This is a genomic window from Mesorhizobium sp. M1406 (genome assembly GCF_040317555.1).
Taxonomy (GTDB): Bacteria; Pseudomonadota; Alphaproteobacteria; order Rhizobiales; family Rhizobiaceae; genus Mesorhizobium.
This window is the reverse complement of record NZ_JAMYKW010000003.1, coordinates 204,931-224,663: the sequence shown is the minus strand read 5'-3', so window position 1 is coordinate 224,663 and position 19,733 is coordinate 204,931. Positions and strand designations below refer to the sequence as shown.

The 19,733-nt window shown below is 63.7% G+C and carries 9 protein-coding genes; 8 read left to right on the top strand and 1 reads right to left on the bottom strand.

Translation table 11 applies throughout. The annotated features are described in order from the left end of the window. The first annotated feature begins 234 nt into the window (after window positions 1-234). The 6 genes from NKH03_RS05055 (at window position 235) to NKH03_RS05030 (ending at window position 14,871) form a co-directional block, all read left to right on the top strand. Window positions 235-2,163, top strand: a complete 1,929-nt coding sequence (locus NKH03_RS05055; protein WP_352967414.1) for an autotransporter assembly complex protein TamA — start codon at window positions 235-237, stop codon at window positions 2,161-2,163. 2 nt (window positions 2,164-2,165) lie between these two features. Next, the gene (locus NKH03_RS05050) at window positions 2,166-8,219 is read left to right on the top strand and encodes a translocation/assembly module TamB domain-containing protein (protein ID WP_352967412.1); all 6,054 of its coding nucleotides are present in this window, start codon (window positions 2,166-2,168) and stop codon (window positions 8,217-8,219) included. Between the two features lie 266 nt (window positions 8,220-8,485). Beyond that, on the top strand, window positions 8,486-10,138 hold the full coding sequence (locus NKH03_RS05045) for an ABC transporter substrate-binding protein (protein ID WP_352865523.1): 1,653 nt from the start codon (window positions 8,486-8,488) through the stop codon (window positions 10,136-10,138). 227 nt (window positions 10,139-10,365) lie between these two features. After that, the gene (locus tag NKH03_RS05040; protein WP_352881989.1) at window positions 10,366-11,400 is read left to right on the top strand and encodes an ABC transporter permease; all 1,035 of its coding nucleotides are present in this window, start codon (window positions 10,366-10,368) and stop codon (window positions 11,398-11,400) included. A 12-nt stretch (window positions 11,401-11,412) separates the two neighbouring features. Continuing rightward, a complete protein-coding gene (locus NKH03_RS05035) occupies window positions 11,413-12,570 on the top strand; it encodes an ABC transporter permease (RefSeq protein WP_352865519.1) in 1,158 nt (385 codons plus the stop codon). A 66-nt stretch (window positions 12,571-12,636) separates the two neighbouring features. Further along, window positions 12,637-14,871: a dipeptide ABC transporter ATP-binding protein gene (locus NKH03_RS05030; protein WP_352967410.1), complete on the top strand. Its 2,235-nt coding sequence runs from the start codon at window positions 12,637-12,639 to the stop codon at window positions 14,869-14,871. Between the two features lie 31 nt (window positions 14,872-14,902). Here NKH03_RS05030 and NKH03_RS05025 read toward each other — a convergent pair whose 3' ends face one another. After that, a complete protein-coding gene (locus NKH03_RS05025) occupies window positions 14,903-15,493 on the bottom strand; it encodes a transglycosylase SLT domain-containing protein (protein ID WP_352967408.1) in 591 nt (196 codons plus the stop codon). Between the two features lie 217 nt (window positions 15,494-15,710). Between NKH03_RS05025 and NKH03_RS05020 the strand changes: the two genes are divergently transcribed. Both NKH03_RS05020 and NKH03_RS05015 read left to right on the top strand, forming a co-directional pair. Then, entirely contained in the window at window positions 15,711-17,249 is a 1,539-nt protein-coding gene (locus tag NKH03_RS05020; protein ID WP_352967406.1) for a trimethylamine methyltransferase family protein, read from the top strand. 57 nt (window positions 17,250-17,306) lie between these two features. Next, the gene (locus NKH03_RS05015; RefSeq protein WP_352967404.1) at window positions 17,307-19,733 is read left to right on the top strand and encodes a GcvT family protein; all 2,427 of its coding nucleotides are present in this window, start codon (window positions 17,307-17,309) and stop codon (window positions 19,731-19,733) included.

The following is a 19,733-nucleotide window of genomic DNA, read 5'->3' as shown; positions in this document are numbered from 1 at the left end:
AAGCTTCAGTCGGGCTTGTCAACACAAGGACGCGGCAGGGTTCCGCCTGCCAACGGTTTCCTTTCCGGCCGATGGCCGGTAGTACCTCCATAGGACAGGGGATCACGCTTTCTTGCGGCAACGCAAAAGGTGTGAATTCCAAGCCCGTCCTATTTCAGACAATTGGATTGTGGCCCCTTTACGAGCGCTTCAGAACTTCATTCCAATTTTAGTTTTATAACCTAGGTTGTCTTAATGCCGGCGCATGAAGAGCAGATGTCAGGAGGTGGCACGCCAGGGCGTGTGCTTCCGCGCGCCCTGCTCTTGGCCATGATGTGCTTGGGCGCGCTTGTCGCCGAATCGCGGCCGGCGGCGGCTTTCGAGCTTTTCGGCATCAAACTGTGGGGATCGTCCAGCGACGAGGATGCCGACATCGTCGACCCCCTGCGCTACGCCGTCACCATCAATGCCCCCGACGCCGACAAGGATCTCGTCAAGAAGCTCGAAAACGCCTCGACTCTGAAAAGTGACGAGGAACGTCCGGTTTCCGGCTCGCTCGGGCTGATGGCCAAGGCGCGCGGCGATCGCGAACAGCTTGTCGCCGCGCTCTATGCCGATGCTCGCTACGAAGGCGTCGTCACCGTCACCATCGAGGGCAAGCCGCTCGACGATTTGCCGCCGGACGCCGAATTCAAGGGGCCGCAGCCGGTCCCGGTGGTCATCGATATCGCCAGCGGGCCGAAATTCACATTGGGCAATATCCGGCTGCAAGGCGACGCGGCGGGCCTGATGAGCGCCGATTATGGCCTGATATCAGGCGGCGACGCCGGGTCCGGCGCGGTGCTCAAGGCGGAGGCGCTGATCGTGCGGACGCTGAAAGAGCAAGGCAGGCCTCTGGCCAAGGTAACCGATCGCCAGATCGTCGCCGACCATGCCACCTCGACGCTGGACGTGACGCTGACGGTCGCGGCCGGGCCGGTCGCCGGCTACGGCCCCACCACGGTGGAAGGCACCGAGAAGGTCGACCGTGACTTCACCGAATACATGACCGGCCTCAAGCGCGGCCGGCAATACTCGCCGCAAGAGATCGACGACGCGCGCGACCGGCTGCTGGCGCTCGAGGTCTTCAACAGCGTGACGTTCAAGGAAGCCGACACGCTCGACGCCGACGGCAACATTCCGATCGGCGTCCAGGTCAGCGAGCGCAAACCACGCTATTTCGGAGTCGGCGGTACCTTCTCCAACACCGAGGGGCTGGGCCTGGAAGGCTATTGGGGCCATCGCAACCTGTTTGGCCGGGCCGAAAAGCTGCGCATCGACGGCAAGATCAGCGGCATCGGCAGCAACGATCTCGGCGAGCTCAACTACAATGCCGGCATCATGTTCGAGAAGCCCGGCGTGATCGGGCCGGCATCGAAGTTCTTCGCCAGCGTCAAGACAGTGCTCGAACATCCTGATGCCTATGACCATTTCTCGGTCAAGGGCAGCACCGGCCTGTCCTACGAACTGACCAAGAAGCAGACGGTTTCGGCCGAGGTGGCGCTCGACTATTCACGCATTCACGACGCTTTCGGCAAGCACAAATACCTGATCGCCAGCATTCCGCTGCAATATGTCTATGACAACAGGGACAACCGGCTGAATCCGACCAGCGGCTTCCGCGTGCTGGCCTATGCGGAGCCCAGCTACGACATTTTAAGCGGCGCGGCTTTCCTCAAGCTGAAGGGCGAGGGATCGGCCTATCAGTCGCTGGATTCGGCCTCGAAATTCGTGCTGGCCGAACGTGTCGCCATTGGTTCGATCGTCGGCACCAGCCTTGAAAATGTTCCGGCCGACCGGCGCTTCTATTCCGGCGGCGGCGGTTCGGTGCGCGGCTATGCCTATCAGGGCATCGGCCCCAAGGATTTCACCGGCCAGCCGATCGGCGGTCTGTCCTTCTTCGAGACCTCGGTCGAAATGCGCATCGCCGTCACCGACACGATCGGCATCGTGCCATTTGTCGATGCCGGCACCGTGTCGACCAAATCGTTCCCCGATTTTGCCGACGTCAAGGTCGGCGCCGGCGTCGGCCTGCGCTATGTGACGCCGTTCGGGCCACTGCGCATCGATGCGGCCGTGCCGCTCAACCGCGATCCGAGCGATCCGCATTTCGGCATCTATGCCGGCATCGGACAGGCGTTTTGACGATGAAGACGGTCTGGCGCATTTTCCGCATTGTCCTTTACACGCTGCTGATCGTGGTCGCGGGTGCGATCGGCGCGCTGGTCGTGCTGACCAAGACCGAGCGCGGACGCGACAATCTCGCCGGCATCATCTCGCGCCTGGCTTCGAGCGACGACCGCAAGATCACGGTCAGCGGCATCGACGGCATCTGGTCCGGGGCTCTCAGCGTCGACCATGTCGTGCTGGAAGACCGGGAGGGCGCCTGGCTGGTGGCGCGCAAGGTGGCCGTCGACTGGTCGCCGCTGGCGCTGCTGTCGAAAAATTTCAGCGCCGACCGCATCGCGGCCGAGCGCATAGAACTCGCCCGGTTGCCGGTGGCCAGCACGCAGCCGGCGCGGAGCGGCGGCGCGACGACGCTGCCGGTTTCGCTCGACATCAAGCAGATCGACCTGCCCGAGATCGCGCTGGGACAAGACCTAGCCGGCAGCGGCATCGCCGAACTTGCCGCCAAGGGGATGCTCAAGGCCGACGCCGCGCCGTTGGCGTTCGAGACGACGCTCAACGTCACCCGCCATGATGGCAAGCAGGGCAATGTCGACGCCAAAATCCACTTTGCGCCGGCAGACAACAGGCTCGATCTCGACCTCAAGGCCTCGGAACCGGCAGGCGGCATCATCGCCAATCTGCTTAAATTGCCCGATACGCCGCCCGTCGACATAATCGTCTCGGGTACAGGACCGCTCGCCAACTGGAACGGCATCGGCACGTTCGCGGTCGACGGCAAGATCGTCACTCAGCTGACGGGCCGCCACCAGCTGACCGACAAGGGAAACTACATAGAGGCCGAGGGGGATGGCGATTTCGCCCGCTTCCTGCCGGAGAATTTGAAGCCGCTGTTTGCCGGCAAGACCAGCTTCGATGTCGCGGGCACCGCCACATCGGCCGGCGGCGTCAGTGTCGACCGCGCCAACATCGACAGCGATGCGGTGCATGGCACCGCCACCGGCATCGTCGATCCCGCCGGCGCCAGCGATCTTTCGGTCGAACTCGCCGCCAAAGGCCCGCCCGTGGTGATCAGCGTCGGCAGCAAGGCGCAGCCGATCACGCTGGCGATCAGCAACGTCACCGCCCGCGCGTTCGGTGACGGCAAGGCGCCGATCATCGATATCGGCGCCTCCTTCGTTTCCATCGTCGCCGGTGGTACGCGCCTGGACGATCTGGCGGCGCAGGTCCATTCCGACGGTTTCGACATCCAGAATCGCGCCGGGCCGGTCACTGTCAAGCTGGAGGCGGGCGGCCTCAAGACCGACGTGGCGACGTTGGCGCCCTTGATCACCGGCAAGGTCGGTGTCGATCTGGCCGGATCGATCAGCAAGGATGCCATTGCCATCGACCAGGGCACGCTGCGCTCCGACGCGCTCAACGCTTCGCTGACGGCCACCGTGGCGCTCGCCGATCTGTCGATGCAGCTCAAGATGAACGCGGATGCCGTGGCGACGGCCTTGCCGCCGCAGATTGCGTCGGTGCTCGGTGCCCGCGTGAAATTCTCGGCCATCGCGACGCGCGATCCGCAAGGATCCTTCGCCGCAAACTCGATCGAATTCACCTCCGGTACACTCAGCGCCGCCGGTACGGCCAGCATGCAAGGCACCGACATCCAGGCCGACATCAAGGGCAAACTGGGCGACGTTTCCGTGCTGTCGCCGACGGTCGGCGTGCCGGTTGCCGGCGGCGTCGATTTCGCACTGTCGGCAAGCGGCGCCATGACGGCGCCGGATTTCACGGTCTCGGCCAGCAGCGACAGCCTGACGGCCTCGGGCCGCACGGTGAAGAGCATCAAGCTGACGGCCAGCGGCAAGGCCGACATCACCAGCCCCGCCGCCGATGTCTCGCTGACCGGCTCCGTCAACGACCAGCCGCTCGACATCAAGGCGGCGCTGGTGACGAGCGAAGGCAAGCGTTCGATCAATGGCTTCCTGGTGTCGCTGGGCGACAACAAGGTCTCGGGCGATCTCGCGCTGGACGACAAATTCATGCCGCTCGGCACGCTGACGCTCGCGGCACCCGCTATCGACCAGTTGGCCGCGCTTGCCGGCCAGGCGGTGACGGGCGACATCGACGGCACCATCCGCTTTGCCAAGGAGGGCGACGCGCCCTCGGTCGCCATCGACGCGAAGAGCACGTCGATCGCGCGCGGCGAGGTGATGGCCAAGGCGATCACCGTCAATGCACTGATTGCCAACTATCTCAAGGCGCCGGCGATCGCTGGTTCGATCAAGGCCGACAGCGTCACCTCGGGAACCACCGAAATCGGCGCCATCGGCGTCGACCTGAAGCGCGACGGCGACTGGACCAATTTCACCGGCGGCGCCACCATATCAGGGATTCCAGCGACCGCTGCCGGCCGGGTGAAGATCGCCGATGGCACGACCAGCGTCGAGATCTCCTCGGGCGAAGCCACCGTTCGCGGCATCAAGGCGGCAATCGCTCAAGCTTCGACGCTAAGCATCGCCAACGGCACGACCCGCATCGAAAGACTGGCGCTCGATGTCGGTGGCGGCTCGGTGACCTTATCCGGTACCGTTGGCCAGACGCTGGACCTCGCGGCGCAATTTTCGGCATTGCCGGCAGCGCTCGCCAATGATTTTTCGCCCGGTCTCGATGCGGTGGGCACGCTCGACGGCACGGCGCAGGTGACCGGATCGGCGGCCGCTCCCGACGTCAGTTTCAACGCGCGGCTTGCTGGCGTCGAAACCAGCCAGACCCGCCAGGCCGGGCTCGGGCCGCTCGCTGTCGACGCGGCCGGCAGCTACACCATGGCCGGCGGTGTTGTTCTCGACCATGCGACGCTGACCGGCGACAAGATTTCCGGCAAGGCGGCCGGCACCCTCAACCCGAACGGCGCCAGCGATTTCGCCCTCGACCTCGCCTCGTCCGGACCGAGCCTGCCGCTGACGCTGGGCAGCGTTGAAAGCCCGATCAAGCTCGAACTGCAGGCGCTTTCGGTGAAGGCAGCGGGGCAGGGCACGCAGCCCCGGCTCGACATTTCGGCGGCGCTGCCTTCGGTTGCCACAAAGCTGGCCAAGGTCGAAGGCGTAGCGGTCGCCCTGCATTCCGATGCCTTTGACTTGAAGACCCGCACGGGGCCGATCTCCGGCACGGTGTCGGCGGAAAAGATCGGTCTCGACAATGCGACCATCGCGCCGCTCATCGCCGGCAAGGTCACGGCCAAGGTTGGCGGCAGCCTGGCCGCAGACGCCGTCACCATCGACAGCGGCTCGGTGACGAGCGATGCGCTGAACAGTGGCTTCACCGGCCGGGTATCGCTGGCCGACGGCGCCATCGACCTCAATTTGAAAGCCGATGCCGCCTCGACGGCGCTGCCGGCGGCGGTGCGCGGCCTGCTTGCCGAACGCGCGCAACTGAGCGCTGCGCTGAAGCGTGATGCGTCGGGCAATGTCAATGTCGATGGATTGAAGCTGGCCTCGGGCGCGCTGACCGCGCAAGGGCAAGCCAGCCTTGCCGACAACAAACTCGCCGCCGACATCAAGGGTGCGCTGAGCGACATCTCGCTGCTGTCGAAAGATGCCAAGGGCGCCGTATCCTTCGCGTTGAATGCACAGGGGTCAGCCACCACGCCGGATTTGTCGCTGACGGTCGACAGTGACAGGCTGCTGGTGGCATCGCGCGAGATCATCGGTCTGAAGCTGACCGCCACCGGCAAGGCCGATGCCGCCAACCCGGCGGCGAATGTGCAACTGACCGGCAATGTCGCCGGCCAGGCGCTGCAAGGCAGCGCGGTGCTGGCGACGGCGGACGGCAAGAGCGCCATCAACGGCCTGCTGCTGTCGCTGGGTAAGAACAGGATTTCGGGCGATCTGGCGCTGGACGAGAAGTTCGTGCCGGTCGGCACTATCGCGCTCGACCTGCCCGATATCGGGCCGCTGGCGGCACTGGCGCTGGAAAAGGCCGAAGGCGACGTGCGCGGCACGATTGCTTTTTCGAAGAATGGCACCGCACCGCAAGTCGCGATCAAGGCGGCGACGGCATCGATTTCGCGGGGCGACCTTCAGGCCAAAGCTGTCTCTATCGATGCGCTGGTCGCCAACTATCTGGCATTACCCGTGATCTCCGGAAAGATCCGCGCCGACACTGTCACTTCAGGGGGCACCGTGATCAGCGGCATCGATGTCGACTTGAAACGCGACGGTGACTGGACCGGCTTTTCCGGAGGCGCAACCGTCAAGGGCATTCCGGCGCGGGCCGCTGGCCGCGTGAAAGTGGCCAACGGCACGACGACCATCGAGCTTGCGTCCGGCCAGGCGACCGTCCAGGGCATCAAGGCGGCCATCGCCCAGGCCTCGACAGTCAGCATTGCCAATGGCACGACGACGCTGGACCGGCTGGTGCTCAACCTTGGCGGCGGCACCGCGACGGTGACGGGCAAGGTCGGCGCGGCGCTCGACATCAACGCGACGCTGGCGCGGGTGCCGATGTCGCTCGCCAACAGTTTCTCGGCCGGTCTCGACGCCGCCGGTTCGATTTCGGGCACGGTGAAGGTGACGGGTGCATCGGCGAACCCCACTGTTGCCTTCAACATCGACGCGGCCGGGGTGCAGACGTCGCAGACCCGAGGTGCCGGTGTCGGGGCGGTGAGTGTTTCCTCGGCCGGCACCTTTGCCGCCAACAAGCTCGGCTTCACCGCCAATGTCAGCGATGGCGCCGGCCTTGGCCTCAAGGGAGGCGGCACCGTGACGACAGCCGGCACGCCGTCGCTGGTGCTCGACTTCAATGGCGCCGTGCCCTTCGGCCTGCTCAGCCAGAAGCTCGCCGCGCAGGGCCTGGCGCTGTCTGGAACCGCCAATGTCAACGTTCAGGTGCGCGGTCCCGCGACGTCGCCTGTCATCGGCGGCAGCGTCAGCACCTCTGGTGCGCGCCTGGTCGATGCACGCTCGGGCCTCGCCGTCAACGATCTCGCCGCCGATATCTCGATTTCCGGCGGCATCGCCAGGATCAACCGGCTGACCGGGACGCTGTCGACGCGCGGCAGCCTGTCGGCCAGCGGCACCGTCGGCATCAACCCGGCGCAGGGTTTCCCGGCCGACCTGTCGATCAAGCTGGTCGACGGCCGCTATACGGATGGAAGGGTCGTGACCGCCAATCTCGGCGGCGACCTGACGGTAAAGGGACCGCTGACGTCGGCTTCGGTGATCGCCGGCACCGTCAACCTCGCCAAGACGGTGATCACGGTTCCGGACAAATTGCCGGGCTCGCTGACGGCGCTCGACGTCAAGCACAAGAACGCGCCAGGTGCGGTACGGGCGCAGGACAAGGCGCTGCAGCCGCCGACGACAAGCGGCAAGGGCGGCGGCGCTGGCCTTACCCTTGATGTCACGGTCAATGCGCCGAACCAGATATTCATCCAGGGCAGGGGCGTCGATGCCGAACTCGGCGGCTCGCTCAGGCTGACCGGCCCGGCCTCGTCGCCGCAAGCGGTAGGCACCTTCACCTTGCAGCGCGGCCGGCTGACGATCCTCGGCAAGCGGCTGACCTTCACCGAAGGCACGGTTGGCTTCTCGGGCTCGCTGGTGCCCTATCTCAACCTGACGGCGACAACGACGACGACCAGCGCCACCGTCACCATACTGGTGTCGGGCGAGGCGACCAATCCGAAATTCATCTTCTCCTCGGTGCCTGCATTGCCCGAGGACGAGGTGCTGGCGCAATTGATCTTCGGCCGCTCGATGTCGAACCTGTCGCCGCTGCAGATCGCCCAGCTTGCCGAAGCGGCAGGGCAACTGGCCGGGGTCGGCGGCTCGACGTCACTGCTGGAAAACCTGCGCAGCGCCATCGGCGTCGACGATCTCGACGTCACCACGGACGAGCAGGGCGGCACGGCGGTTTCGGCCGGCAAATACCTCAACGACCGCACCTATGTGACGATCCAGAAGGGTGACAAGCCGGGCTCGGGCAAGGCGACGATCGACCTCAATGTCGGGCGCGGCGTCAAGCTGCGCGGCGAGGCCAACGATGCCGGCGAAGCCAAGGGCGGCATCTTTTACGAAAAGGAATACTGATCTTTCGACTGGGCTTTTGGCCCCACGTTGGCTCGAAAGTGGCGCTGTCCGGCCCCCGGTAAATGTCTCGGTTTAATCGACTATCGAGATTTCAGAGGAATCCGTCGTGCAATAGCAATTTTGCGCCAAGACTGTCGTTATCACGCGAACCGCTCCCTTTCCAAAGTTGCACATTCGCTAACATGTTCCCAATCCATGCCGTCTTTGACATCATGGCCCGGATGCGGAATGTTAAAAGGCGGAAAGCCAACAATGGGAGTTAAGTCATGACGATTTATAAGAGTAATGGCGATCGCGTTCCGGATCACATCCTGGCCATGGCCGAAGACGCCAAGGCAGGCAAGGTGGATCGCCGCGAATTCCTGGCCATGGCCAGTGTCTTCGGTGCATCGACGGCAATGGCTTACGGCTTGCTCGGCCTCGCCGACCCGACGCCGGCAAAAGCCGAAGAGGTAAAAGGCAAGAAGGGCGGCACGCTGAAGATCGCCCAGTGGATCAAGGATCCGAAGGATCCGCGCAAGTCCGACTGGTCGGAAATTGCCAATGCCGAGCGCCAGGCGCTCGAGCCGCTGGTCAAGTACACACCCGAATACACATTCCGCCCCTATCTGCTGGAAAGCTGGGACGTCAACGACGATGCCACGCAGTACACGCTGCATGTGCGCAAGGGCGTCACTTGGTCGAATGGCGATGCCTTCACCGCCGCCGACGTCGTCTTCAACCTCAAGCGTTGGGCCGACAAGAAAGCCGAAGGCAATTCGATGCCCGGCCGTCTCGGTTCGCTGGTCAAGGACGACAAGCTCGACGAAAGCGCCGTGACCATGCCTGACGACCACACGGTCGTGCTTAAGCTCGGCAAGCCTGACATCGCGCTCATTCCCAACATGTGCGACTATCCCGGCCTGATCGTCCACAAGAGCTTCGACGAGAAGGGCGGCGACTTCAAGGCCTGCCCGATCGGCACCGGCCCGTTCGAGCTCGTCTCCTACGATGTCGGCCAGAAAGTGGTCTACAAGCGCCGCACCGACGACAAGTGGTGGGACGGCGAAGTGTTCCTCGATGGCCTGGAATTCATCGACTACGGCACCGATCCGGCCGCCATGGTCAGTGCTTTCGAAGCCGGCGAGGTGCACACCAATTTCGAGACCTCGGCCGACTACGTGTCGATCCTCGACGGCATGGACCTGGTGAAGTCGGAAATCGTTACGGCGTCGACCATCGTCTGCCGCACCAACGTCAACAACAAGCCTTATGGCGACCAGAAGGTGCGCAACGCGCTGCAGCTCGCGGTCGACAACAATGTCGTTCTTCAGCTTGGCTATGGCAATGCCGGCACGGTCGCCGAAAACCACCATGTCTGCCAGATCCATCCGGAATATTATGAGCTTGCGAAGGTCGCGCGCGATCCGGCCAAGGCAAAGGCGCTGATGGCGGAAGCCGGCCAGGCCGACTTCGAACACGAGCTGATCACCGTCGACGAGGACTGGCACAAGAACACCGGCGATGCGATCGCCGCCCAGATGCGCGACGCCGGTCTCAAGGTGAAGCGCACCGTGCTGCCGGGCTCGACGTTCTGGAACGATTGGACCAAGTATCCGCTGTCCATGACCAACTGGAACATGCGGCCGCTTGGCGTCCAGGTGCTTGCGATCGGCTATCGCACGGGCGAAGCCTGGAACGAGACGGGCTATTCGAATCCCGATTGGGATGCCAAGCTCAATGCGGCGCTCGCCGTTGCCGACGCCGCGAAGCGCAAGGAGATGATGAAGGACATCGAGCAGATCCTGCAAGATTCAGGCATCATCATCCAGCCGTACTGGCGCAAGCTCTACAGCCACTCGGTCAAGGCGGTGCAGAACTACAAGATGCACCCGACCTTCGAGCGCGACTACGGCAAGGTCTGGCTCGAACAGGCTTGATCGCGCCGACAAGGGGAAGGGGCATCGCCCCTTTCCCTCGCTCTTTGCATCGTCTGCCCCTGTGGGTCCGCGCTTCTCAAAAAAGTTGCGGGACTCCGGGGCAAGGTCGTGCAACAAAAACAAGGTTGATCGCATCCGAAGGCCTGTTTGACAGTCAGCCCCGCCGGTCACGGCAGGGTTGGCTTTCATAGCCGGCTCAAACCCCAACCCATCGGCAGGGGGCAGCCATGCTTTCTTTCGTTATCAGGCGTCTTGGCACCATGGCATTGACGATGCTGTGCCTGACCATGGTTGTCTTCTTCCTGATCAACCTCGAACCCAATCTGAAGAAGCTGGCGATCAGCCAGACCGAAATGCATACATCGGCCGAGCAGCTCGAGAATTGGCTGGTCAACCATGGCTACCGGCAGAACTTCTTCGTGCGTTATGGTCAGTGGCTGGGCGTCGTGCCCAAGCAGCCTGTGAGCGACCCGGCGACCGGCAAGCCCGCGCAGCGTTTCTCCTTCTGCAACGATCCGCTCGTGCCGACCTTCGCCGGCGTTTTCGAGGGCGATTTCGGCTGCTCGACCAAGTTCAAGGCAACCGTCGCCTCGAAACTGTTCCCGGCGCTCGGCGCCACCGGCATCCTGATGTTCTGGGTGCTGGCGGTGATGGTGCCGATCTCGCTGCTGATCGGCATTCTGGCCGGCATGCGCGAGGGTTCGCGAACCGACCGCGTGCTTTCGGTGGCCTCGATCGCTTCGACCGCGACGCCTGAATATGTGTCCGGCGTCATCTTTACCGTCATCTTCGCCTCATGGCTTGGCTGGCTGAATGGTTCGGCGGCTTCGGCGAGCCAAGGCATCACCTTCTATAATTTCACCTTGCCGGTGATGACGCTGGCGATCTACGGCATCGGCTACATCGCCCGTATGACGCGCGCTTCGATGGTTGAGGTGATGACGCAGCAATATATCCGCACCGCCCGATTGAAGGGTCTCTCCTTCGGCAGCGTGGTGGTCAAACATGCGCTGCGCAACGCGCTGATCGCGCCGTTCACCGTCATCATGCTGCAGTTTCCCTGGCTGCTCACCGGCGTTGTCATCGTAGAGGTGATGTTCCGCTACCAAGGCTTCGGCTACACGCTGGTCGAGGCGGCCGGCAACAACGACATCGACCTTTTGCTAGGCTGCTCGCTGGTTTCGGTGTTCATCGTCTTGATCACGCAGCTCATTTCCGATGTCGGCTACGCGTTTCTTAATCCGCGTATCAGAGTTCAGTAGGGAGCGAAGCGGATGCCGGTTCAATATATCAGTGGCTTCACCGTCGTTCTCGAAGTGCTGTCGCGCTTCTGGCCGGTCTGGATCGCGCTCGTCATCGTCATGGGCGCGAGCTTCGCCTACAAGAAGAAGCTGGCGCTCTATGGCCAGTTGTTCGACAGCGGTGTCGGCGTCGTCGGCGTCGGCATCTGTCTGTTCTGGCTGTTCACGGCGATCTTCGCCGCGACCATCTCGCCGTTCGATCCGCTGGCCCAGGTTCCCATCATGAAGGACGTGCTGCCGGGCGCCATCGAACCGCAATCGGGGCTGACCTATCTGTTCGGCGGCGACAAGCTGGCGCGCGACGTGTTCTCGCGCATGGTCCACGGCAGCCAGATCGTGCTGATCATCGCGCCTGCCGCAACCGGCTTCGCGCTGATGGTCGGCATCACGCTCGGCCTGCCCGCGGGCTACTACGGCGGCAAGATCGACACGGTGCTGTCGTTCCTGGCCAATTTGGTGCTCGCCTTCCCGGTCATCCTGCTGTTCTACCTGCTGGTGACGCCGGGCATCATGGATACGCCGATCCCCTATGCGATGGCCGGCGTGTTCTTCCTGTTCCCGATCATCTTCTTCAGCGTGCTGTTCTGGACGCGCTACAAGAACCGGCCCGACCGGCTCTACATCCTGCTCGGCATCACCCTGATCGTCGGCGGCTGGATCTATCTCGGCCTTGTGTTCGACAAGGATCCGCTGAGGATCGTGCACATCGATCCCAACCAGCTCAACATCTTCGTGGCGGTGGTGTTCGCCTCCAGCCCCGGCGTGTTCCGCATCGTGCGCGGCCTGGTGATGGACATCAAGACACGCGACTATGTGGCGGCGGCGCAGACGCGCGGTGAATCGCCCTGGTACATCATGCTGTGGGAGATCCTGCCCAATGCGCGCGGGCCGCTGATCGTCGATGCCTGCCTGCGCATCGGCTACACCACGATCCTGCTCGGCACGTTGGGGTATTTCGGCCTCGGCCTGGCGCCGGAAAGCCCGGACTGGGGCACCGCGATCAAGGACGCCAGCCGGTTGCTGCGCTCCTTCATCCACCCGGCGCTGCCACCGACGATCGCGCTGATGTCGTTCGTGCTGGGCTTGAACCTGCTCGCCGACTCGTTGCGCGAACAATCGATGAAAGACTAATCTGCGGGTTTCGACCCGATGCGCCTAAGAGAATTAGGCCTGAAAGAACCAGGATTGGAGCGACCCATGAACGAGGCAGTTCGAAATCCCGCCAAGCCGACCCCTGGGCCGACCCCTGGGCCGACCAATGGGCCGATCATCGAGATCGAGAACCTGTCGATCTCCTTCTTCACCCGCAAGGGCGAGATACCGGCCGTCATGGATTTTTCCTGCACTGTCATGCCGGGCGAGGCGATGGGCATCGTCGGCGAATCCGGCTGCGGCAAGTCGACCGTGTCGCTCGGCATCATGCGCGACCTTTCCAACATCGGGAAGATCGTCGGCGGCAAGATCAAGTTCCAGGGCAAGGACATGGGCGAGCTCTCCGATGAGGAGTTGCGCGCCATCCGCGGCAACAAGATCGCGATGATCTACCAGGAGCCGATGGCCAGCCTCAACCCGGCGATGAAGGTCGGACAGCAGTTGATGGAAGTGCCGCTGATCCACGACAAGGTCTCGAAGGAAGAGGCGTATAAACGCGCGCTCGAAATGGTGCGCTCGGTCAAGCTGCCCGATCCCGAGCGCATGATGCGTTCCTATCCGCACCAGCTCTCCGGCGGCCAGCAACAGCGTATCGTCATCGCCATGGCACTGCTGTCGAAGCCGGCGCTTCTGTTGCTCGACGAGCCGACGACGGCGCTCGACGTGACGGTGGAAGCGGGCATCGTCGACCTGGTCAAGGGGCTCGGCGAGAAGTTCGGCACATCGATGATCTTCGTCTCGCACAATCTCGGCCTGATCCTCGAGACCTGCGACCGCATCACGGTGATGTATTCTGGCGAGGCGGTGGAGACCGGCAAGATCAAGGACGTGTTCGACCGGATGCGCCATCCCTACACGCAAGGGCTGTTCCGCTCGATCCCGCTGCCCGGCGCCGACAAGAACTCACGGCCGTTGATTTCGATTCCCGGGCAGCTGCCGCTGCCGCACGAGCGCCCCAAGGGCTGCAATTTCGGCCCGCGCTGCCACCATTTCGTCGAGGGCGTTTGCAACGCCGCCGAAATCCCGATGATCGAGGTCGCGGGACATGAAGGCCATTTTTCGCGCTGCGTGCGCTTCAACGAGATCGACTGGGAGGCGCTGCCGCCCGGCGCCAAGAAGGTCAATGAGCGCGTCGTGCCCGGCGCGCCGGTGCTCAAGATCGAGGATCTGAGAAAATACTACAGAGTCGGCGGCAGCGAGGTGTTCGGCTCGAGCGAGGGCCGCGTCGTCAAGGCCAACGAGACGATCTCGTTCATGGCGCGTGAATCCGAGACGGTCGCCATCGTCGGCGAATCCGGCTGTGGAAAGTCGACGCTGGCCAAGGTGCTGCTCGGGCTGGAGACGGCAAGTGCCGGCACGGTGACGCTGGGCAACAAGGAAATCCAGTCGACCGGCATCGAGAGCCGTAGCGTCGAAACCGTATCGTCGATCCAGATGGTGTTCCAGAACCCGTTCGACACGCTCAATCCCAGCCATTCGGTTGGCTCGCAGATCATCCGCACCCTGGAGAAGTTCAATGTCGGCAAGACGGTTGCCGACCGCCGCAAGCGTATGCTGGAACTGCTCGATCTGGTGAAGCTGCCGCGGGCCTTCGAGACCCGCAAGCCGCGCCAGCTATCCGGCGGCCAGAAGCAGCGCATCGGCGTGGCGCGGGCCTTTGCCGGCGACGCCAAGGTGGTGGTGGCCGACGAGCCGGTCTCGGCACTGGACGTGTCCGTGCAGGCAGCGGTGACCGAGCTTTTGATGGACATCCAGCGCAAGAACAAGACGACGATGCTGTTCATCAGCCACGACCTGTCCGTCGTGCGCTACATCGCCGACCGCGTCGTCGTCATGTATCTCGGCTATATCGTCGAGCAGGGCACGACCGACCAGATCTTCGCGCCGCCCTATCACCCCTATACCGAGGCACTGCTGTCGGCGATCCCGATCGCCGACACCAGCGTGGTCAAGCGCCACATCGTGCTGGAAGGCGATATCCCGTCGGCGATGAACCCGCCGTCGGGCTGTCCGTTCCAGACGCGCTGCGGCTACAAGAAGCTGGTGCCGGACAATCTGTGCGAGACCAAGGTGCCGCTGGTCAAGCATCTCGGCGACGGCCATATGAGCCTGTGCTGGCTCTCCGATGATGTGCTGGCCAAGATGGAACCGGTGATCAAGTTCGACAAGGAACATGCCGCGCATGAGGGCGTGCCCGAGGACTCGCCGCATGGCGATGGCCCGGGCTTTGCCGGCCCGCCGCCGAAGCGTCCGCGTGGCAAGAAGCCGAAGCCGAGTTGATCAAGGCGCTGCCGCTGTCGCGGCAGCCCTTTTAGGTGCCGCACTGGCTCAACTGCTGCGCATAATCGCGGGCCATCTTGTCGGTCGCCCTCGCATAGCCCTGGACGCCGGCATCGCCCCGGTTGCCGCGGCCATAGGCGGTCCAGCCGAGATAGTAGGCGAGATAGAGATTGTAGGTGTCGTTGCGAGCGACGCCATAGGTGTCAGCGGTCTTGGAGTGATACCAGCCGACGAAATCGACCGCATCGGCGAACTTCGTGCGCCGCGCCGCCCAGTTGCCGGTCTCGCTCTGATATTGCGACCAGGTGCCGTCCAGCGCCTGTGAGAAGCCGGTGGCCGATGAGACATGCTTCCACGGAATGAAGCCGAGGAGCTTGGTGCGTGGCGGCCTTGCGTTGCTCTTGAAGCCGGATTCCTTGCGCACCGTCGCCATGAGCACGGGAACCGGCACGCCGTATTTCTGTTGCGAGCGCTCGGCGGCCGACTGCCAGTTGTCGAACCAACCGTCATTCTGGTCGAAGACGGCACAGACATTGTTGATGTGGTTGGGCGGTGTCGCGCAGGCAGAAAGCGCCAACAGCACGCAAACCGCACCAATTTTACTAAAACTCGAACTACGCATTGGCAGAGCAATAGGCTGAAATCATAAAGGGAATCTTGCAGCGTTCGTTAACGCCTCGCCGGCGCACCCCCTTGAAAAAATCCAGTACCAGTAAATCGACGTGTTTCGTCGCTTTTTCTAAATTGATGCCGCAGAAATGCCGCCGTGGCTAAAATCACGCCCGCAAACGGCGCATTTCTGACAGCTTGCCTCGTTTGGCGGGGCTTTGATGCCAGGCATGAACGAACCGAGACGCAAACGCGGCGCCGAGCGCACCAGCAACAGGGGGCCGTCGGCCATTCCGCAACTGCCGCTCAGGCGGGTGACAAATCCCTATCCGCCAATGGCCATGCTGTCGCCCGACCAGATCGAGCAGATCCACCAGGCGTCGATGCACATATTGGAGAATTTCGGCATCGAGGTGATGAGCCCGCGAGCACTGTCGCTGTTCGAGAAGGCCGGCGCCAAGGTCGATCATGCCTCAGCGAATGTCCGCATCGATAGGGGTTTGGTCGCCGAGGCGTTGAAGACCACTCAGTCCAGCTATGTGTTGACGCCGCGCAATCCGGCCAACGCCGTTCATCTCGGCGGCAACACCATCAATTTCACCCTCGTTGCCGGGCCGCCCAATGTGCACGACATGGAGCGCGGCCGCCGCGCCGGCAATCTGCGCGACTATTCGGATCTGACCCGGCTGGCGCAGCATTTCAACTGCATCCACATGCTCGGCAACCAGGTCTGCGCGCCGGTCGAGCTGCCGGCCAATTCCCGCCATCTCGACACCTATTTCACCAATCTGACGCTGACCGACAAGAGTTTCCATGTCTCGGCGATCGGGCGGGGCAGGGCGCTCGACGGCATCGAGATGATGGCGATCGCCCGAGGCTTGAGCCTCGACCAGATGCGCGACGACCCCGGCGTCACCACCATAATCTCGGTCAACTCGCCGCGCCGCTTCGACGAGATGATGGCCGAGGGGCTGATGACCATGGCCGAGTTCGGCCAGTCGGTGGCGGTGACGCCGTTCACGCTGATGGGGGCGATGAGCCCGGTGACGCTGGCCGGCGCGCTGGCGCAGCAGAACGCCGAGGCGCTGTTCGGTGTGGTGCTGACTCAGCTGGTGCGTCCGGGCGCGCCTGTCATGTATGGCGCCTTCACCTCCAATGTCGACATGAAGTCGGGCGCGCCGGCCTTCGGCACGCCGGAGAACACCAAGGCCAACATCGCGTCGGGGCAGCTGGCGCGGCGTTATGGGTTGCCGTACCGCACGACGCCGGGCTCAGCCTCCAACGCCGCCGACGCGCAAGGCGCCTATGAGACGCTGATGGCACTGTGGGGCGCCGTGCTCGGCCATGGCAATCTCGTCTATCATGCCGCCGGCTGGCAGGAGGGCGGGCTGACGGCGTCGTTCGAGAAGCTCATCATCGATGTCGAGATGATCCAGCACATGATGGAATTCCTGCGCCCGATCGAGGTCAACGAGGCCGAGCTTGCCGTCGAGGCTTTGGGCGCGGTGCCGACCGGCGGTCATTTCTTCGGCGAGCCACACACGCTGGAGCGCTACGCCACCGCCTTCTACCAGCCGATGCTGTCCAACTGGCAGAACTACGAGGCCTGGCAAGAGGCCGGCGGGCTCGACGCCACGGCGCGGGCGACACGGCTGTGGAAGAAGGCGCTGGAAGACTATGTCGAGCCGGTGATGGATATCGCCGTGCGCGAGGGGCTGGAGGCTTACATGGCCAAGCGCAAGGAAGCGATCGGGCAGGGCGAGCCGTGATCCCTCCCACACTGATTCATCCTTCCCATCCAACTCACTGATATCAGAGAAAAATCCATGAAATCGCATGCAAAGGTCGTGGTCATTGGCGGTGGCGTCGTCGGGTGCTCCGTGCTGTTCCATTTGGCCCGCCACGGCTGGACCGATGTCGTCCTTTTGGAGCGAGACGAACTGACCTCGGGCTCGACCTGGCACGCCGCCGGCGGGATGCACACCATCAACGGCGACCCCAACGTCGCCAAGCTCCAGAAATATACGATCAATCTCTACAAGGAGATCGAGGAGCTTTCCGGCCAGGCGACCGGCGTGCATCTGACCGGTGGCGTGCTTCTGGCGGCGACCGAGGCGCGGCTGGACTGGCTGCGCGGCGTCGTCGCCAAGGGTCGCTATCTCGGCATCGCGCTTGAGGAAATCTCTGCCAACGAGGCGGCCGAGCTGATGCCGCTGCTCGACCCCAAGCAGTTCGTCGGCGCCGTCAGAAACAAGGAGGACGGCCATCTCGATCCCTCCGGCGTCACCCATGCCTATGCCAAGGCGGCGCGGAAACTGGGCGCGGAGGTCGAGCGCTTCACCAAGGTCGAGGACATCGTGCGGCGTCCCGACGGGATGTGGCGCGTCATCACCAACAAGGGCGACGTGGTGGCCGAGCATGTCGTCAACGCCGGCGGCCTGTGGGCGCGCGAGGTCGGCCGCATGGTTGGCCTTGAGCTTCCGGTGCTGGCGATGGAGCACATGTACCTGATCACCGAGGACATGCCGGAAGTCGCCGCCTGGAACGCCAAGACCGGCACCGAGATCATCCACGCGGTCGACTTCGATGGCGAGCTCTATCTGCGCCAGGAGCGTGGCGGCATGCTGATGGGCACCTATGAGAAGGCCAACAAGCCGTGGTCCGAGTTCCAGACGCCGTGGAATTTCGGCCATGAATTGCTGGCGCCCGATATCGATCGCATCGCGCCGTCGCTGGAGGTCGGGTTCCGGCACTTCCCGGCCTTCCAGAACACCGGCATCAAGCAGATCATCAACGGACCCTTCACCTTCGCGCCGGACGGCAACCCGCTGGTCGGGCCGGTGCGCGGGCTGCCGGGCTTCTGGGTCGCCTGCGGCGTCATGGCTGGTTTTTCACAGGGCGGCGGCGTCGGGCTGGCACTGTCCAACTGGATGATCGAGGGCGATCCCGGCGCCGACATCTGGGCGATGGACGTCGCGCGCTATGGCGACTGGGCGACGATGGCCTACACCAACGCCAAGGTGCGCGAGAATTATTCCAGGCGGTTTTCGATCCGCTTTCCCAATGAGGAACTGCCCGCCGGGCGGCCGCTGAAGACGACACCGGTCTATGATTTGCTGTCGGCCAGGGGTGCGCAGTGGGGCGTTGCCTATGGGCTGGAGGTGCCGCTCTGGTACGCGCCGGAGGGCGTCAAGGACGAGTTCTCGTGGCGCCGCTCGAGCGACTTCACGCAGGTGGCCAAGGAGGTCGCGACCGTCCGCGACGGTGTCGGCCTGTCCGAGATTTCGAGCTTCGCCAAATACGAGGTGACGGGCGAGGGCGCGGCCGCATGGCTCGACCGGATGCTTGCCTGCAAACTGCCGAAGCCCGGCCGCATGACGCTGGCGCCGATGCTGAAGGACGACGGCAAACTGATCGGCGATTTCACGCTGGCCAATCTGGGGGAGGACGGCTGGTTCCTCGCCGGGTCCGGCATCGCCGAGCAATATCACATGCGCTGGTTCGAGAAGCACCTGCCTGATGACGGCTCGGCTCGCATCGATGCGATTGGCCAGAAGCTCACCGGCCTGTCGATTGCCGGCCCGAAAGCGCGGGATGTGCTGGCAAAAGCCACGCGCTCCGATGTGTCCAATGCGGCGGTTCCGTTCATGGCGATGGACCGGATGGATATCGGCATGGCGCCATGCCTGGTCGGCCGCGTCAGCTACACCGGCGATCTCGGCTACGAGGTCTGGGTAGCGCCGGAATACCAGCGCGCCGCCTATCAGACGTTGATGGCGGCCGGCGAGGAATTCGGCATTGGCCTGTTCGGCTCGCGCGCGCTCAACGCGCTGCGGCTGGAGAAGAATTACGGCTCGTGGGGACGCGAGTACCGGCCGATCTACGGGCCGCTCGAGGCCGGGCTCGACCGTTTCGTCGCCTACGGCAAGGACGCCGACTTCGTCGGCAAGGCCGCGGCACTCGCCGAGCGCAAGCAGGGCGGCAAATTGCGCCTGCGTGCCTTCATCGTCGACGCCGACGACGCCGACGTCATCGGCGACGAGCCGATCTGGTTCGGCGGCGCCGTGCGCGGCTGGGTCACCTCGGGCGGCTACGCGCATCACTCGAAAAAATCCGTTGCCGTCGGCTATGTGCCAAAAGAGATCGCCGATGAGAGCGACGGGTTCGAGATCGAGTTGTTGGGTAAACGCCATGCGGCGCGCATGCAGCCGGCAGCGCTGTTCGACGCCAATTTCGAGCGGATGCGCGCCTGA

What these genes read in the sequence shown, in the direction of transcription:
- NKH03_RS05020 (WP_352967406.1), top strand. Translation starts at nt 15,711, where the DNA reads ATGAACGAACCGAGACGCAAACGCGGCGCCGAGCGCACCAGCAACAGG.
- NKH03_RS05015 (WP_352967404.1), top strand. Translation starts at nt 17,307, where the DNA reads ATGAAATCGCATGCAAAGGTCGTGGTCATTGGCGGTGGCGTCGTCGGG.
- NKH03_RS05055 (WP_352967414.1), top strand. Translation starts at nt 235, where the DNA reads ATGCCGGCGCATGAAGAGCAGATGTCAGGAGGTGGCACGCCAGGGCGT.
- NKH03_RS05050 (WP_352967412.1), top strand. Translation starts at nt 2,166, where the DNA reads ATGAAGACGGTCTGGCGCATTTTCCGCATTGTCCTTTACACGCTGCTG.
- NKH03_RS05030 (WP_352967410.1), top strand. Translation starts at nt 12,637, where the DNA reads ATGAACGAGGCAGTTCGAAATCCCGCCAAGCCGACCCCTGGGCCGACC.
- NKH03_RS05045 (WP_352865523.1), top strand. Translation starts at nt 8,486, where the DNA reads ATGACGATTTATAAGAGTAATGGCGATCGCGTTCCGGATCACATCCTG.
- NKH03_RS05035 (WP_352865519.1), top strand. Translation starts at nt 11,413, where the DNA reads ATGCCGGTTCAATATATCAGTGGCTTCACCGTCGTTCTCGAAGTGCTG.
- NKH03_RS05040 (WP_352881989.1), top strand. Translation starts at nt 10,366, where the DNA reads ATGCTTTCTTTCGTTATCAGGCGTCTTGGCACCATGGCATTGACGATG.
- NKH03_RS05025 (WP_352967408.1), bottom strand. Translation starts at nt 15,493, where the DNA reads ATGCGTAGTTCGAGTTTTAGTAAAATTGGTGCGGTTTGCGTGCTGTTG.